At 48.1% G+C, this 17,371-nt stretch carries 13 protein-coding genes; 4 read left to right on the top strand and 9 right to left on the bottom strand.

Translation table 11 applies throughout. The features are described 5' to 3' along the window. The first annotated feature begins 226 nt into the window (after positions 1 to 226). On the top strand, positions 227 to 3,919 hold the full coding sequence (locus tag AWQ24_RS06390) for a response regulator (RefSeq protein ID WP_065716306.1): 3,693 nt from the start codon (positions 227 to 229) through the stop codon (positions 3,917 to 3,919). A gap of 20 nt (positions 3,920 to 3,939) precedes the next feature. On the opposite strand, the gene AWQ24_RS06385 is transcribed toward AWQ24_RS06390, so the two are convergent. The 4 genes from AWQ24_RS06385 to AWQ24_RS06370 all read right to left on the bottom strand — a co-directional run bounded on the left by AWQ24_RS06385 (position 3,940) and on the right by AWQ24_RS06370 (position 8,307). Then, positions 3,940 to 4,251 (bottom strand): hypothetical protein, encoded by a 312-nt coding sequence (locus AWQ24_RS06385; RefSeq protein WP_030006482.1) that lies wholly within the window; start codon positions 4,249 to 4,251, stop codon positions 3,940 to 3,942. A gap of 88 nt (positions 4,252 to 4,339) precedes the next feature. Beyond that, positions 4,340 to 7,156: a preprotein translocase subunit SecA gene (secA, locus tag AWQ24_RS06380; RefSeq protein WP_065716305.1), complete on the bottom strand. Its 2,817-nt coding sequence runs from the start codon at positions 7,154 to 7,156 to the stop codon at positions 4,340 to 4,342. Positions 7,157 to 7,501: 345 nt separating this feature from the next. Continuing rightward, positions 7,502 to 7,837 carry a photosystem II reaction center protein Psb28 gene (psb28, locus tag AWQ24_RS06375; protein ID WP_012306879.1) on the bottom strand — a complete coding sequence of 112 codons (336 nt, stop codon included), beginning with the start codon at positions 7,835 to 7,837 and terminating at the stop codon, positions 7,502 to 7,504. Positions 7,838 to 7,959: 122 nt separating this feature from the next. Beyond that, positions 7,960 to 8,307 (bottom strand): hypothetical protein, encoded by a 348-nt coding sequence (locus AWQ24_RS06370; RefSeq protein WP_012306878.1) that lies wholly within the window; start codon positions 8,305 to 8,307, stop codon positions 7,960 to 7,962. A gap of 67 nt (positions 8,308 to 8,374) precedes the next feature. On the opposite strand from AWQ24_RS06370, the gene AWQ24_RS06365 reads away from it, so the two are divergent. Next, positions 8,375 to 9,328, top strand: coding sequence for a DNA polymerase III subunit delta' (locus AWQ24_RS06365; RefSeq protein ID WP_065716304.1), 954 nt, complete (start codon positions 8,375 to 8,377; stop codon positions 9,326 to 9,328). Here AWQ24_RS06365 and AWQ24_RS06360 read toward each other — a convergent pair. Together AWQ24_RS06360 and thiL are read right to left on the bottom strand one after the other, a co-directional pair. Beyond that, positions 9,318 to 10,139, bottom strand: a complete 822-nt coding sequence (locus AWQ24_RS06360; protein WP_065716303.1) for a carbohydrate ABC transporter permease — start codon at positions 10,137 to 10,139, stop codon at positions 9,318 to 9,320. The two genes, AWQ24_RS06365 and AWQ24_RS06360, sit on opposite strands and share 11 nt — an antisense overlap. A gap of 69 nt (positions 10,140 to 10,208) precedes the next feature. Beyond that, complete coding sequence (gene thiL / locus AWQ24_RS06355; protein WP_065716302.1) at positions 10,209 to 11,201, bottom strand: thiamine-phosphate kinase; 993 nt, start codon at positions 11,199 to 11,201, stop codon at positions 10,209 to 10,211. A 101-nt stretch (positions 11,202 to 11,302) separates the two neighbouring features. Here thiL and AWQ24_RS06350 point away from each other — a divergent pair, with 101 nt between their 5' ends. Next, positions 11,303 to 11,875, top strand: a complete 573-nt coding sequence (locus tag AWQ24_RS06350) for a hypothetical protein (RefSeq protein ID WP_065716301.1) — start codon at positions 11,303 to 11,305, stop codon at positions 11,873 to 11,875. Between the two features lies 1 nt (position 11,876). Here the strand turns inward: AWQ24_RS06350 and AWQ24_RS06345 are convergent, their stop codons facing one another. The 3 genes from AWQ24_RS06345 to AWQ24_RS06335 all read right to left on the bottom strand — a co-directional run bounded on the left by AWQ24_RS06345 (position 11,877) and on the right by AWQ24_RS06335 (position 17,004). Then, complete coding sequence (locus tag AWQ24_RS06345; RefSeq protein WP_157096835.1) at positions 11,877 to 15,014, bottom strand: alpha-mannosidase; 3,138 nt, start codon at positions 15,012 to 15,014, stop codon at positions 11,877 to 11,879. A 33-nt stretch (positions 15,015 to 15,047) separates the two neighbouring features. After that, positions 15,048 to 15,782 carry a GDSL-type esterase/lipase family protein gene (locus tag AWQ24_RS06340; RefSeq protein ID WP_065716300.1) on the bottom strand — a complete coding sequence of 245 codons (735 nt, stop codon included), beginning with the start codon at positions 15,780 to 15,782 and terminating at the stop codon, positions 15,048 to 15,050. 64 nt (positions 15,783 to 15,846) lie between these two features. Beyond that, positions 15,847 to 17,004 (bottom strand): 2-succinylbenzoate--CoA ligase, encoded by a 1,158-nt coding sequence (locus tag AWQ24_RS06335; RefSeq protein ID WP_065716299.1) that lies wholly within the window; start codon positions 17,002 to 17,004, stop codon positions 15,847 to 15,849. 67 nt (positions 17,005 to 17,071) lie between these two features. Between AWQ24_RS06335 and AWQ24_RS06330 the strand changes: the two genes are divergently transcribed. After that, complete coding sequence (locus AWQ24_RS06330; protein WP_030006473.1) at positions 17,072 to 17,371, top strand: DUF3593 domain-containing protein; 300 nt, start codon at positions 17,072 to 17,074, stop codon at positions 17,369 to 17,371.

The raw sequence follows: 17,371 nt of genomic DNA, 5'->3' as shown, positions 1-17,371 counted from the left end.
TGATTTAGTAATTTGGCGATCGCCTTTTTGCGAGAAAACATAGCTTTCATGCTTAAAAATCCAGGTTAAAAAATGATCGCTTTATGCTGAATTTCACTTTAGGCCAGTAAAAGGACTGTTAAAATTTGCTTAAATACTCAAGCCAATTTAGGGGAAACAATCAAGGTAATTCTCCCCTCCAAAATAACTGACAACAATGCTACAAAAATAATTCGGGGTGTTGTGTATGGTGAGTTTTTCTGGTGCTTTGACCTGGGAAAGTCTGCGGGGCTTTTTGACGGGGCGGATGTATATGCCCCACGGAAGCTGCTATCTATGGCAAACTCCTCTAGTTGGGCTACATCTGGTGGCGAATTTGCTTACGGCGATCGCCTATTTTTCGATCCCGATTATGCTGGTTTATTTTGTCAAAAAGCGGCAGGATATGCCTTTTTCGCGGGTATTTATCCTATTTAGTACTTTCATTACTGCCTGTGGAATTGGTCACTTTTTAGATATGTTGACCCTCTGGTTTCCCATTTATTGGATTGATGGGATCGAAGGCAGTTTTACGGCTTTGATTTCCTGCTATACCGCCATAGAACTGTACACTCTTTTACCAAAATTTTTAGCGCTCAAAAGCCCGGAAGAGTTGGCAATTATCAACCAAAAATTACAACTCGAAGTGCAGGAACGCCAAAAAGCAGAAAGCATTTTGAGTCGTATTGTGGCGGGGACGGCTGCGGTCACAGGACGTGATTTTTTCTCGGCCCTAGCGGAAAATTTGGCGATCGCCCTTGATGTTTGTTATGTCGCCATTCGTGAAATTCTCGACAATGACACTCATTCGCCACAAACCCTTGCCACCTGGAAAAATCCTAAATTTCCCTCGATCCCAGCAGTGGCGATCGCCTCCCCTGCTGCGGAATCCGACACCAGTCAAACACTCCAGTTCCCGATCCAAGACCGCAATTCTCGCACCATCGGCACCCTCCATGTGCAGCACTATCAACCCACCATTGACCAAGAGCTAGCCACAAAATTAACCCGTATTTTTGCCGCCCGGGCCGCCGCAGAAATTGAGCGGAAACGCGCCCTAGACGAACTTGCCTGGGCCAATAATCAACTCGAAACCATTAATAACCAACTCGAAGAAAAGGTCGCCGCCCGCACCCAAGCGCTCAAAACAGTGAACGAAACGCTCCGGAGCAGTGAAGCCCGTTACCGCAGTTTAGTGCTCAATATCCCCGGCGCTGTGTACCGTTGTCTCCCTGATGAACAATGGACAATGGAGTTTCTTTCCAATGGCATTGAACCAATGACCGGCTACCCGGCAACGGATTTTTTACATAATCAAGTTCGCGCCTTTGGAGACATTATTCACCCCGAAGATTACCTGCGTCTTTTAGGTATTTTAGAGATAATTACCCCTGAAAATCCCACCTATACCGATGAATACCGTCTTGTGCGCGTTGACCAAAATGTTTGTTGGGTCTTTGAACAGGGACGGGGGATTTTTGATGAAACAGGCAAGTTGATTTGTCTAGAAGGGGTAATTATTGAAGTCACTGACCGCAAACTGGCTAGCCAAGCCCTCGATCAAGAGCGGCGGCAACTGCGGCAACTGATCCAAAATATGCCCGTGGCGATGGCGATGTTAGACAAAAAGCTATGTTACGTGGCCCATAGCCATCAGTGGCTTGTTGACTACCAGCTTGGGGAAGAAACCCTCGTGGGGCGATCGCACCGTGAAGTTTTTGGCAATCTCCAGGAAGACTACCAACAGCACCTCCAAACAGCCCTAACGGGTCAGGTGATTACCTGCGAAGAAGATTGCTACGTCCAGCATGATGGCAAAAAACAGTATCTCAAATGGACAGTCCAGCCCTGGTATCACAGGGAAAATCAGGTGGGTGGGGTAGTGATTGTCACCCAAAATATCAATGATCTTGTCGAAGGTCGTGAGGCTGCCCTCGCTGCATCCCGCCTTAAATCGAGCTTTTTGGCGAATATGAGCCACGAAATTCGCACTCCTATGAACGGCATTCTCGGCATTGCGGAGCTTTTACAAACGACTCAACTAAATCCCCAGCAACAGGATTTTATAAAAACCCTCAGCCAAAGCGCGAACCATTTACTTTATGTGATCAACGATATCCTGGACTTTTCCAAGTTAGAAGCCGGGGAAATGCGCCTCGAATCCGTGCCTCTACAGATTATTGACTGTGTGGAGTCGGTGGCAGAGCTACTGGCTATTCAGGCCCAAACGAAACAAGTGGAATTGATCACCACCATTGATCCGCAACTGGGAGGAACAGTTACGGGAGATTCGATGCGGTTGCGGCAGATATTGACGAATTTAGTTGGTAACGCGATTAAGTTTACCCATCGGGGTTCTGTGGTGATCCGCGCTCTACCCATGGCCGAAGATGAGGCTTCTGTTTTGGTGAAGTTTGAGGTCATTGACACTGGGATTGGCATTGACAAAGCAGATCAAGCAAAGTTATTCCGGTCTTTTTCCCAGGTGGATCCGTCTACGACAAGGGAATATGGGGGAACAGGTCTCGGTTTGGCGATCGCCAAACATTTGGTCAGTCTCATGGCCGGAGATATTGGTTTAGAAAGTAGTCCTGGTCAAGGTTCAACCTTTTGGTTTACGGCCCGTTTCCAACGGTTAGAAACGCCGCCCTCCCTGCCCCAACTGGCCCCTTGCCGAGTTCTCCTCATTGACTCCCAGCCCTTGTCTTTAGAAGCGACGCGTCGGCAGCTCAGTCACTACGGGGTCAGCGTCACGGCCTATGGGGATTTTATGGGGGGAATCCTCGCCCTCGAACAACAGGATAGTTTTGATCTGATGCTCTTGGCTTTACCCATTGTTGGTAATCAGGCAGGCATCGAAACGGTTTTAGATAAAGTAAAAACGCTCCTCCCCCGAGAAAATTTAGTGCTGCTGCTATCGGCGGTGGATTATCCTCGCTTAAAAAATTGGCTGCAGCCCCAAGGACTCCGTTATCTCCTCCGCCCCCTCCAACAGGAAGCGCTTTTACGTTGCCTCCAAGCGGAAAAAAGGCTGGATCAGACAATGGCAGATGACCCAGATTTTGATTGGACTTTAGCAGAAATTTTGGGTGATCAGGGGGAGCGATCGCCAGATATTCAAATCCTCGTGGTCGAAGATACGCCCATTAACCAAACGGTTATTCTCAATCAGCTTGAAATTATTGGTTTTCGCAGCATCGATTGTGTGAGTAATGGCCGCGAAGCCCTCGCCCAGCTCCAACAGCGGACCTATGACCTAATTTTGATGGATTGTCTGATGCCGGAACTAGATGGCTATACGACCACGGAAATGATCCGTCAACAAGAACAGGAGGATACCCACCAATTGATTATCGCGATGACAGCCAATGCGATGAAAGGTGATCGCGAAAAATGTCTAGCGGCAGGGATGGATGGCTACATTGCCAAACCCACCAGCATTAAGACCCTCCGTCAGGTCATCGATAAGTGTTTACAAAAGTCCGAAAAAAGTCGATCCGTAGGGGCGATCGCCGCGCCAACGAGCCAGGAAAACCCAGAAATGGTTGCAGATCCTGACGCGCCTGTAGATTTAACACAATTGGTGCATTTTTATGGCAATAATCCCAATTTCCACCGGGAAGTATTCAAGCAATTTTTAGACTTTGCCGCCAGCTACATCGAAGCACTCCAAGGGGCGATCGCCAATCGGGATGCCGCAAAAATTTCCTACGAAGCCCATCGCCTCAAGGGAGCCGCCAGTAGCGTGAGTGTTCGTAAAATTCCAGACTGGTGCATTGCCATCGAATTCGCCCTCGCCACCGAAAACTACGCCACGATCCAGACGCTTTCCCAGCAGATCGAAACCCATTTCCAGGCAGCCCACCAGTTTATCCAGACCTACCTCGAATCCCCCGACTGATGGCCGAACAACCCTTGATCTCAGAGTTCTGAGCGGCGAATATCTTGCTCGGCTTGCTTTCTCAAAAGGCGATCGCGGCGGCTATGGTAGAGCTTCGTTTCCTCTGGGGTCATCTGGGTCGGATCCAGGATAATCAACCCATGGAAATTTAACGCCGGATAAACCTTTAAATGGGGTAAACATTCCTCCAGGGCTTGCAACACAAGGCCATAGACATCCGCTAAAAAATAGTCAAAGGCCTCTGGCTGATCCCGTTGCCGATAGCCCACTGCCTGCTCCAGGTCTTTTTGGGAAATAATATAGCCCGCCTCAAATTGTGAAAACTCCAACATTGCTGCCCATACTTAAATTGATCCAAGGAAAAACATAAAACAAAAAATCCCCCAAGGAGGGGGAGTTATTCGGTATTTAAAGAAATATCTAGACCGCTTGGGGTTGTTGGGGTTGCCGTTGGGGCTGGAATTGGAACAGGGAGTAAACCACGTTCCGGCGGATGTCGATCATCATTTCCAGGAACATTTCGTAACCCTCTTGTTTGTATTCAATCAAAGGATCTTTTTGACCATAGCCCCGTAAGCCGACAGATTCTCGCAGGGCATCAATGGCCTGGAGGTGTTCCCGCCAGAGGGTATCGATCTGCTGGAGGATAAAGAACCGTTCTGCCTGGCGCATCAAACCGGGTTGACTTTTCTCCACCTGGGCTTCCTTGAGGTCGTAGGCTTTACGCACTTCTTCATGGAGGAAGGTTTTAATTTCTGGAACGGTCATATCCTCAATATCTTTGGGTTCTAGATCTTCGAGGAGGTAGATAAATTCCTTTGCTTTATCGAGGAGCTTATCGAGTTTCCACTCTTCGGGGGGCAGTTCGGGGTTAACGTAGGCCTCGACAATTTCGCTCATGGTCTTTTCGGCGTATTGGATAACCTGCTCTTTGAGATCTTGCCCTTCTAAGACCCGACGGCGTTCAGCGTAAATGGCCCGCCGTTGATTGTTCATTACTTCGTCGTACTCAAATACCTGTTTCCGGGCGTCGTAGTAAAAGGTTTCTACTTTTTTCTGAGCACCTTCGAGGGAGTTGGTGAGCATTTTTGATTCGATGGGCATATCTTCTTCGACCCGGAAGGCATTCATCAAACCGGCCACGCGATCGCCCCCGAAAATACGCAGGAGATTATCTTCGAGACTGAGGAAAAATCGCGTTGAACCGGGGTCCCCTTGACGACCGGCCCGGCCCCGCAGTTGGTTATCGATCCGGCGGGATTCGTGGCGTTCCGTCCCAATGACGTGAAGACCGCCATTTTGAATCACCTCGTCATGCTCAACGCTGGTGAGGTCATGGTAGGTTTTTTCGATGGCATGGTATACCGTCCGTAACTTTTGCACCACGGGATCGGCGGTGGGGGCATTTTCCGAGGCGATCGCCAACTTTTCCTCGGCCTCTAGTTCCGTCAAACTTTGGTTACCATATTGATCGACGGCAAATTTTACCGCTTCCTTAAGCTGCTGTTCTAAGTCTGTGGGCAGTTCCGTTGGGTAAATGTCGAGGGTGGTTTTCCAGGTTTTTTTCTTCTGTTTATTGTTGGTATCAAAACCCTGGCCGCCGCTGTTTTTACCACTACCGGCGATCGCAAAATTGCCCTCATCCTCTGGTTTAACGATCTGGGGCATAAAATATTCACGCATCTTCAGGCGAGCCATATATTCCGAGTTCCCGCCGAGGATAATATCTGTACCACGACCCGCCATATTTGTGGCGATCGTTACAGCCCCTTTACGACCCGCCTGGGCGACAATTTCTGATTCCTTCTCGACATTTTCGGGCCGCGCATTCAAGAGGTTATGGGGAATACCCAACTCATGGAGATAGGCTGAAATAATCTCTGACTTTTCTACACTGGTGGTACCGACCAGCACCGGTCGTCCCGTTTCGTGCATCTGGGCGCATTCTTCGGCGACGGCCCGCCACTTTGCTTTCTCATTTTTGTAGACTACGTCTGCTAGATCTTGTCGCTTGGTGGGACGATTGGTGGGGATGATCGTCACCTCAAGGTTATAGACCTTTTCAAATTCTGTTTCTTCGGTTTTGGCTGTCCCCGTCATCCCAGAAAGTTTGGGATAGAGCAAGAAAAAGTTTTGGTAGGTAATATTGGCGAGGGTCTGGGTTTCTTTTTGGATCGTGACCCCTTCTTGGGCTTCGATCGCCTGGTGGAGGCCATCACTCCAGCGTCGTCCTGGCATAATCCGGCCCGTAAATTCATCGACGATTACTACCTCATCGCCGCGCACAATGTAGTTCACATCTTTTTTAAACAGTTCCTTGGCTTTGACGGCATTGAAAATATAGTGGGCCCAAGGATTTTGCTCGTCGTATAGATCCGTCACTCCTAGCAATTGTTCTGCTTTGGCAAACCCTTCGTCGGTCATTAAAACGTTGCGAGCTTTTTCATCGACTTCATAGTCGCCGGGGCCGTCTTCCTCGACTTGGGGAGCCAACTGTTTCGCAATTTCCGCCGCTTGGAGATATTTTTCAGTGGGGCGTTCGATCTGCCCAGAAATAATCAGAGGTGTTCTGGCTTCATCAACAAGGATCGAATCGACTTCGTCAATGATGCAGTAGTTAAAGGGACGCTGCACCACTTCTTGGATCGTGGTGGCCATATTGTCCCGCAAATAATCAAACCCTAGTTCAGAGTTGGTGGTGTAGGTAATATCGCAGCGGTAGTTTTCAATCTTTTCGGCCGGCCCCATGCTGGACTGGATTAGCCCCACAGTAAGGCCCAAGAAACGGTGTACCTGCCCCATCCATTCGGCGTCCCGGCGGGCGAGGTAATCGTTCACGGTGACCACATGAACCCCTTTCCCCGTGAGACCGTTGAGATAGGCGGGCAGGGTGGCAACGAGGGTTTTACCTTCCCCGGTTCTCATCTCGGCGATTTGCCCTTTATGGAGGACGATCCCCCCCAAAAGCTGGACATCGTAGTGGCGCATCTGGAGTACCCGCCAAGCGGCTTCGCGAACGACGGCAAAGGCTTCGGGGAGGATTTCGTCTAAAATTTCTTCGGTTTCTTCGTCGCTATTGGCTTTGTCGAGCTTGGCGCGAAATTCTACGGTTTTTTGGGCTAGGGCTTCGTCTGTAAGGTTGGCAAAATCCTCTGCGAGCAGGTTGATTTCAGCGACGAGGGGCTGAAACCTTTTGAGTTTGCGGGCGTTGGGGTCACCAAATAGCTTCTTAAACATAGGATTTTGATTACAAACGGAGGATTAGGGGAAAAATATACTCATTGCGCTGGCACTGACTAAACGCCATTTCCTCAATTTTGGGTCTGGCGTTGGGCGATCGCAAATATTAATTTAATAACTTTTTTTAATTATGGTATCACTCCCGTTTTCGGTGAGAGAGTGGGGAAAATACGCCAGGCCATAGAATTCTATCGGCGATCAAAAGGCGATCGCCCCTGGCATTTGGCTCGTGAATACCAAAGCAAGCCACAATCTGACGCATCATAATTTGCGCAACCGTGACAGGCAATATTCCTGGAGCAGGCAACCGAATACCAAGGACGGAGAGACGTTTGGCCGGGCCTAGGCTTTAGTAAATTCGAGGCCATTTTCCGCCGCATAACGTTCCATAAACCGCATAAAACGATCCCATTCAGCGGTCGAGCGCATCACCAAGCGCGCTTCAATAATGCGTGGTTTCCCATCATAAAATTTTGCTTTGACTTCGCGGGTGACAATTTCGCCTTCTTCGTCGATGAGGTACATACCCGTAATTTCATCGGTACTTTCTTGGGCGAGGGCGGCGGGATCTTCAAAGGAAAATACAGCGGTGCCGGTACTACCATCGGGGGAACGGGTTAAGCGGATACCGGGAACTTCAGGTTCATTAACGCCTTGGGAAAACTGAATAACGGCCATAATAATTTAATTTTTCTTCATATATTTGTGCCCCTATCTTCTCATACTCCCATCGGTTTGTTGATGGCCTGGGTCGGGAAAAGCGGGACTTTTTTGACAAAAGCCTGGGGGAAAATCAGAGATTAATCGAGGTTATTTGTTTCTAATTCCCAGGGCTGTTGGGCGTTCACGGTTTTCAAAATCTGTTCAAAGATCGACCGACAATGGTTATCGGTATGGAGGGGGAGTTCTTGGTTTTTCGCCACAAAATCCACTTGCAGTTTGCCATCTTGAACTTTGTTGCGGTCAAATAGGACTTCAAGCTCCACAAGTTTGGTGAAAGAGACGTTGCCGGGTTTTTCTTTGGCCATGATGTAACCTCCCGTCTCATAGGTGAGGTTGAGGTCGCATTCCTGGATGATATCCCTGAGGGAAGCGAGCATCTCTGGTTCGGAGAGTCCAACGAAGTAGGAGCAAGTATAACGCGCCATAAAAAATATCTTTCAACCATGCTGAAGCATTCTTTTTTATATTACCGAACGGGAGGCCCCTAACCGAATGATTTCTCTCGATCAGGTTCTTGGTCAACCCCAAGCCGTCTCACTCTTGCGTCAGGCGATCGCCCAGGATCGTCTGGCTCCTGCCTACCTATTTGCGGGGCCAGAGGGCATTGGTCGCAGTTTGACAGCCAGGGGTTTTACGACGGCCCTTATGACCCAGGAAGTACCAGAAGCAGCCCAACGTCTGATTCGTTATAAGCTCCTAAAAAATAATCACCCCGATTTGCTGTGGGTAGAACCCACCTACCAGCACCAAGGCAAACTCTACACCCCAGCCCAGGCCCAGGAAGCTGGCTTAAAACGGAAGGCACCGCCCCAGATTCGCATTGAACAGATCCGCCAATTGGGGGAATTTCTCAGTCGTCCGGCCCTGGAAGCTCCTCGTTGTGTGGTGGTGATCGAGGCGGCCCAGACCATGGCAGAGGCTCCGGCCAATGCTCTTTTAAAAACCCTAGAGGAACCCGGCAACGCGACGTTAATTTTACTGGCCCCCAGTGGCGATAGTTTGTTGCCGACCCTCGTTTCCCGCTGCCAAAAGATCCCCTTTTATCGCCTTTCCCAGGACGATGTGGCGCAAATTTTAACGGCCCAAGGTTATCAACACATTTTGGCCGATGAAACGATTTTGGCGATCGCCCAGGGAAGTCCCGGTGCCGCGATCCAAATTTATGAGCTACTGAGTAATGTCCCCCAGGACTTATTACAAAGCCTCCAGCAACTCCCCCAAAACCCCCTTGGCGCTTTTAGCCTCGCAAAGGAAATTCACAATGCCCTTGATATAGAAGTGCAATTGCAACTTATTGATTACCTCCAATATCAGTACTGGCAACGGTTTCACAATGATCAACTGATCCAGCGCCTCGAAACCACCCGAAAATACCTCCGTAGTTACGTTCAGCCCCGTCTTGTGTGGGAAACTTTCTTCTTAGAATTTTGCCAAACTAGCCCTTAACACCACTGCTGCTGTCACTGGGGATGATGTAGCGCTGTAGGAAAACAAACAGGATCATCACCGGCAGGATAGAGATAATCGAACCCGCCGCGATCAAGCGCCAATCAAGGGAAAATTGGCCCGCCAAGGTTGCTACTCCCAGGGGCAAAGTATAAAATTCCGGACGGTCAATGACGATCAGCGGCCAGAGGAAATCGCTCCAGGCACCGATAAAGACAAAAATTGCCAGGGTAATCAAAGCCGGACGCACGGCAGGCACCATAATGTGCCACCAAATGCCCAGTTCCGAACAGCCATCAATGCGGCCCGCTTCTTCTAATTCCTTGGGCACCCCTTGAAACGCCTGTCGCAGCAAGAAAATCCCAAAGGCAGAGGCCAGACTGGGAAAAATAATCCCTAAGTAGGTATTACGCAGACCAAGCTGCACTGTCAGGACATACAGGGGAATCATCACGATCTGAAAGGGGATCATGATCGTCGAGACGATGGTGGCAAAAATAGCATCCCGGCCCCGGAAGTCCAGACGCGCTAGGGGATAGGCTGCCAAGGCACAAAAAAGAAGATTGAAGCCCACGGTGAGAACCGCAACAAGGGTGCTATTGAAGAGGTAGCGGCCAAAGGGATGTTGTTGCCAGACGGTGACGAAATTATTCAGGGTCGGCGCTTGGGGAATGAGTTGGGGTGGAAAGCTAAAGACGTTTTCGGTGGGGGATTTGAGGGCGGTGCTCAACAACCAGAGCAGGGGAAAAAGCATCACTAGGGCGATCGCCCCCAGAAGGAGATAAGTGGCAGCGGTTTTCAGGCGATTCATGGAGGGCCGACAGAGAAGATTGCAGCCTTATTTTGTCACATTCGGCTGGGAATCTCGGCAAGGAAAACGTTAGGCAAAGTGTTGAAAAGTTTGGGTTTGGCTTAAGGACATAGTTTCACCTGCATGATTGACGATCGCCACCATTGGTTCTGCGGTAATGTGGCCGATAATCGCCCCTTGACCTGAAAGCTTGGCCAGGAGCTGTTCCGCCGCCGTCGGGGGGAGACAAAGCACCAGTTCAAAATCCTCGCCACCATACAAAGCCCACCGTAAAGCCGTTTCTGGATCTTGATAACGCCGGAGGGCCGGGGACAGGGGAATTTTCTCTGCTTCCACTACGGCACCGACACCACTGCGTTGACAAATTTGCAGCACGGCATCGGCTAAACCATCGCTACTATCCATCCCTGCTGGGGGCGAATCTGAGGGGTTTAAATGCGGCAGTACATCCAGGCGGGGTTGGGGCGTTTGGTGGGCGCGGATCAAAGCTTGGCGATCGCCTGTCGATAAAGTTGGGGCGTGAGAATCACCATGAAGCAGCAATTCCAGACCCGCACGGGAATCCCCATGGCAACCTGTGACGAGAATCATGTCGCCTACTTTTGCGGTACTGCGTTGAATCGTGCGGTGCGGTGACACGACCCCAAAGGCCGTAATGCCAATGGTTTTGATGGGCGATCGCGTCAAATCTCCACCGACTAGAAGCGTACTATAACGACCCAAACAGGCGGCCAGTCCTTGATAAAGCTGGTCGAGCCAAAGGATCGGTGTTTCTGGGGGCAGAGATAAACCCACGGTAATGCCGATTGGCGTTGCTCCCATCGCCACTAGATCCGATAAATTCGCCGCCACTGCGCGCCAGCCCACTTTCTCTGGAGACATTGTGCGATCGCCAAAGTGCACCCCATCCACCAGCACATCCGTCGTCACGACCAAATTCTGACCAGGGGGAAACCCTAAAACCGCTCCATCATCGCCGATAATTTCTGCCGGACAAAACCGCTGCAGCCGCTGGAGAATCTCCGCTTCCCCAAAATCCTTGAGACATTTCATTTCTGCCATGGTTCTTTAGCCAAGCCCTCCATCATGAACCGTTTACACCTCGAAAAAGTATAGTAATTGACTAAATCCATTACTTGTTCTGTAAAATCGAGGAAAGAGTAATGGACTATGACAACATGGGTACCAAAAATAAAGCCGTCACCGCCTATCTCCCCGAGGAAATTGAAGCACGTCTGACCGCTTTTTGTTTGGAAAATGGTCTGTCCCGCCAAGGCAAAAAAAGCGGCAAAGAGAAGCCCGCCCTGGGCACAGGCATTATCGAAGTGCTGCGGATCTTTTTTAGTGCTGACCTTAATGGCAACACCCCTACCCCTGTTTTAGACAAAGATGAACTCCAGGCCATTGTCTCTAAAACCCTCCCCAGTAATGTACCAACCCAGGAATGGGTACAAACGGAAATTCAACAGGCGATCGCCCAGCTCAAGTCCGAATTAAACGGCCCGGCCCAAACCACCGAAACCCAGCCCAGCCCCGAAAAAAAAAGTCCTCTTGTCCTGAAACAAGCTGATCTCGCCCGCCGCCTCCGTTCCAATCCCTCGACCCTGAGTCGCCACAATCAAAAAGGGGGCCAACATTTTGCCCAGTGGTCGAAGGCCAAAGACCCCGAATCTGTCGCCTGGCAATACCGTGGCGTCGAAGAAAATAGCAAAATGTATGAAACAATTGAGCTTTGAACTAGATGTCTTTCGCGTTTTGATGTTTTTCTAAGCGATAACTTTGGACTTTCCAAGGTTGAATCGGTATGTCAATTGTTTGTGAAATCGTATCTTCTAAGCCATTCACTCGCTCTGCGATGGTTAACCCCAAAGTATTACGGTAATTTAATTTGGTTGTTTGGCCACAAGCTTCATAGAAACGAAGGATATAACCTTGAGTTGATTCTGCCTGTTTCAAAGCTAATAAAACCAAATTATCTGAGCCTAATGTCAAAAAAGAATGGTGGGGCAACAAATCGTTTTGGGTGGTCGTAATGTCGGGAACCAATGCCCGTAAAGGTGAATTAAAATTCCGTGCTAAATTAACGGTTCTCGCCCTTTGCCATGGGCCACTATGGGGATATAGAGCATAGGCTAAATAGTGTGTTCCCCGATCTGCTTGAGGGTCAGGCCAGAGAGGACTTTTTAATAACGTTAGGCGCAATTGACCGGATTTTGCATCGTAGCCATGGTGATTTTTGGTGAGAATACTAATGCCATACTTCTCGTTATGAAAATCAGCCCAGCGTAAGGCTGGCACTTCCCATTTTGCGGAATCAATTTCCGGTTTTCGTTCAATGGCACCACAAGAAGTTTCATAGGTACAAGTAGCCCCATCAATGGCTAAGGGAAATGCCACTTTTAAGACAACTTGATCTTCCTGCCAATTTACGGTGCTGTAAATCCTTAGCATTTTTCCCTGGTAATCGAGTTGATAATCCTGGCTAAAAGTGGATTGATTTAATTGCTTTTTCACACGGATAATTGAGCGCACAGCATTTTTTTCTCGCCAGTAAATTGAAACTACTTCAGGGGAATGGAGAGGTTTGCTTTCATAATCAGGGGCAATATCCCAGGCGTCCCAGTATTGGCCTTTATCTTCAAAGGCTTGCAGTTGATTGCCCGCATCAAAAAAGATATTTTTTTTATTTATTTTGTCAAAATATTGGGCAATATTTCCTGTTTTCGGGGCGATTTCAATACGAAGAAAATTATTCTCTAAAATAAAGTCTGGTTCATTATGTAAATCGCCTTCTCTTTGGGTTGGTGCTTGCGGATCGGGACACAACCAGTAGAGGGAATAACCGACGGATGGCACTGTCGCGAGAAAAGATAAATATTTTTTGTCGTTGTGATCTGCCTGTAAATCTTCAACAATGATTTGTGGCTCGACTTTGTTGCCGTTCCAGTCGTAAACTGTCACTAAATCTGGAATACTTAAACTAACAACCTCTGTGCGCTCCCAGTTGAGGTCATTAAAAAGAAGTAGTGGTTTAGCCGCCTTTTCTAAGGGGCAATCATAGGTGATTTGCGAGGCGATCGCCTTAAAGCTTTGGGATAACATCGCTTCCCCAGTATTAATCACTTCCTGCCATTGTTGGTTAGCTTCTGTAAAAACTTCAGGAATCGAGGTGCCGGGCAAAATATCGTGAAATTGGTTAAATAAAACTTTTTTCCAGAGGTCTTTTAATTGGTTTTGAGATATTTCTGATCTCAAGGAATCTGTGTGAGGTAAATTGTTGGCGATCGCCGACCAAATTTCAACTTGACGTAGTAGGGTTTCACAGCGATTATTAAAGATTTTTTGATCCCGGTGCACGCTATAGTACCCACGATGCAATTCTAAATAAAGTTCATCCTGCCAAACTGGTAAATTGGGGGTTTCTTTAACATGATTGAGGTAACTTTCTGCGGTGGAAAATTCTAATTTAGGAAAAAATGGCGACTGTTGCCACTTGCGAGCCACCTGCAACATATCCTTTGTGGGGCCACCACCATGATCACCTACGCCCGGCAACCAAAAAATATCTTTTAAATGGGTTTGTGCTTCCCATTTTTGGGCATAACTGGCCATCGTCAGCGGATTGGTATCCATAATTCCGGTGACATTGGGAGGAGTCATAAAGGTTAACAGTTCTGTGCCATCGGGCGATCGCCACCAAAATAAACCATGGGGAAAAGGAGCCGTATCATTCCAGTGGAGCTTTCCGGTGCCAAATGCTTTAATACCGCAATGCTGGGCCAGTTGAGGAAATTGATTGGGAAACCCAAAGGAATCCGGTAACCAAGCAATGGTTGAACGTCGGCCAAATTTTTCTAAAAAATATTGTTGACCATAAAGAAATTGACGGATAATAGATTCCCCAGAAACCAAATTTACATCGGGCTCGACCCACATTCCGCCCAATAATTCCCAACAATTATTATTAACCGCCTGTTGAATTTTCTCCCAAAGATCAGGACGATTTTTTTCAATCCAATCGTAGAGGGCTGGGGTGCTATGGCCAAAAATCAATTCAGAAAATTCCCCTTGGAGATTTAAAACCGATTGAAATGTGCGTTGTCCCACTTCCCAGGTTTCAGCCGTTGTCCAGAGCCAAGCCATATCTAAGTGGGCGTGACCCAAAACATGAAATTTTCGTGTTTTAAGGCAACTGGCAACTGGTATTAGGTTTGTCCGAATTTCTGCTAACGCTTGATTAAACGCTTGTGTATCTGTGACTTGTGCCCAAGGGATACGATTTAAGTGCGCTTCTACAAAATTTATTTTTTCCGGATCATAACGCGCTAAATAGTCGGTCAAAATTTGTAATTCTGTGGCAAAACTCCCCGCTTCTAAAATGTCTAAGGTAGGTGATTCAAAAATCAATTCAGATTTCATCAATGCGCCAATATCATGGCCCGGACTAACGAGGGCGATCGCCACCTCAAAAATCTGATTCGCTTGGGCCTGATCCGTTAATAGCAGCCGCGTTGAAGAATCAAATAAATCGCCTTCACAAACTAATTTGCCGTTGACAAAAATTGCAGCAATTTCGGCCCACCAAGTAAGATTTAAGCGGGCATTTAATCCGGAAATATTATAATTATTAATACTTTCAGGGAGGGTGATTTTTTGGTGAAACCAAGCGAGCTTTAACCCCTTTTCAAAAACGAGATAACCATTATTATTTGGTTGAATTGCTGCGAGCTGAGTGGGTTGAAAGGTTGCTAAATCTGAGCGAAATGTTTTCGGAACAGCGGTCTCCGCTTGGTAAAATTGCCATGTTGTTTGGGTCGGCGATGTAACAAAACTTTTTAGGCGCTCGATAGTCGCTTGGATAATAGGGAATGCCATGGGGGATTTTCAGCCAGAGAACTGACTTTTATCTTAAACCCCAAGAGATACTGGCGTTTTCGATGAAATTGAGCAAGTGTTACCAGAATCGAGTTGGGCGATCGCCTGCCAGTTGATCACATCTTGAAAGAGCATCGCATAGCCTCCGCTGTTGGGGTGGAGACCGTCGGCGCTGAGGTGCTCATTGACCCAGTGGGTGCCGCGACTGAGCCACAAATCAAAAATATCCAGGTACGGAATTTGGCGATCGCCGCACAGCCTTTTTGTCAATTCTTTGTAACGATATTGTTCGCTGTGACTGTAATATAGGCAGTCAAGAAAAGGCATTTTGGCTTCATTAACGGGCACTTGACCGATAAAAATTACCGGACAAAATTGTTGCGCCTGTTCTAACAAATTGTCTAACTGGCTTTGGAAAAGGTCAAAATCCGTAAAACTTTTCCCATCGGGACGCCCCAGGCGCGGCGAATCATTGACCCCGACGGACAACAAAATTAAATCCGGCTGTTTATTACGCAATTCACCCCGTTGTTGGTACTCGGCTCCGAGGCGATCGCCTACCAATTTCACCGTATCACCCCGCACACCGAGGTTATAGAGCACATGGCCTTGGGGATTGCCCATCCAGTGGAGCCGTAATTGCTCGACCCAACCACCCCGGACTGGATCGCCAAACCCATACACCAAACTATCCCCGAAAGCGACCACCCGCAGCGGATGACGTTGGGCGTAGCTGGGGTTGATGTGGGTAGGACTAAGGGCAGTCATGGCAGATGTATTGGCAAAATTAAGCTTGCTTCATAAATCTACATCAAAAATGCGACTTCCTCCTTTACTGATAGCGATTTTCAATCATTTGACGGAGTTTGATTCGGTTTAACTTTCCCTGGGCATTGCGCGGCAATTGTTCAACCAGCAACCAATGTTTTGGCTGTTTATAAGGGCTTAATTGCTTGGCGATCGCCTTTTTAATTTTGTCTAAACCACTCGGATTTTTCAAACTCAGCACAGCAATGACAACTTCTCCCCAGTAAGGATCTGGCAAACCTAAAACCGCCGCATCCTTAACGAATTTTGTCCCCAGAATTACCGCTTCAATTTCCGCTGGATAAATATTTTCACCACCACTAATAATCTTCTGGCTTTGGCGTCCCAATAAATGTAAATAGCCCGCTTGATCAAAGGCACCAACATCATCTGTTTTTAGAGTTTTAGGATGATCAAACTTGGGGTAGTAACCGAGAAATAACGATTGGGCCGCAATGGAAATCAAGCCTGTTTCTGATAAAGATAAATTGGCATGGGGCAAAACTTGGCCCGCACAATCTTTGCCGTCTAAAAAGTCTGCGGGTTTTAGGGCTACCACCTGGGAAGCGGTTTCCGTCATGCCATAGGTCAGAGCAATCCGGAGCTGCAATTGCCGGGCTTGCTCAAGGAGCGATCGCCAAGGTGGTGCGCCACCGAGTAATATTAAGCGGAACTGGGCTAACCATTGGGGGCAAACTTGGAGCAATACTTGTAATTGAGTTGGTACTAGGGATAGACAAAAATTACTCATATCCCCCTCCGGTAAAATGCCACGTTTTAACGCTGGATAATCGCCGAGTTTAAAGTCACCCCCACTCAAATGCGATCGCCACCATTGCATCAAGCCGCTGACATGGTAGAAGGGCAAAATACAAAAACAATTTACCCGTTCTAAAGCGAAGAAACGTTGGAAAGCCTGGGCCGAAGCAGACAAGGTTTCAGGGGTATGAATTGCTAACTTTAGTTGTCCTGATGTGCCGCCGGTGGGAATTAAAATGTGGGATTTTTTTGTTAGAAGTTCTGGCCTTTGATCTTGCCCTAAGAGTGATTTAATTTGTGTCCGTTCTGAAGTTTGCCAAGTAGAATTGACTAGCAACACGGATTCGTGACGGGCGATCGCCTTTTGAAACGCTTCAATAAAGAAGGCTGGATTTTTTTGATCAATAATTTGGAGCGACGACATCGAAGCAAATAGGCAGAATCCTTTAAAATACGGAGACAAACGCCCCTTGGTTGCTGATTATTCCATAATGTTCTCCAAAGAAACTTTTTTTGCCCTGTCCCTGTTTCCCTATCTCGGTTTTTTATGGTTCCTGACCAAATCCGGGAAAACGCCAAAACTGGCCCTGATCGGCTTTTACGTCCTCCTCGTTTTTGTGGCGATCTCCATTCCCGCCGGCATTTACGCCCAGGTGCAATATGGCGAAGAGTTGGCAAATGTGGACTGGCTCCATGGCAGCGCTGAATCTTTTTTGACCCTCTCCAACGTGCTGGTAGTCTTGGGTTTTGTCGGGGCGATCGCCAAACTCAAACAGACCAAATCTGAATAA

The organism is Picosynechococcus sp. PCC 8807 (genome assembly GCF_001693295.1).
Classification (GTDB): Bacteria; Cyanobacteriota; Cyanobacteriia; order Cyanobacteriales; family MRBY01; genus MRBY01.
Note: the sequence above shows the minus strand (reverse complement) of the source record. Positions and strands in the feature narration are given on the sequence as shown.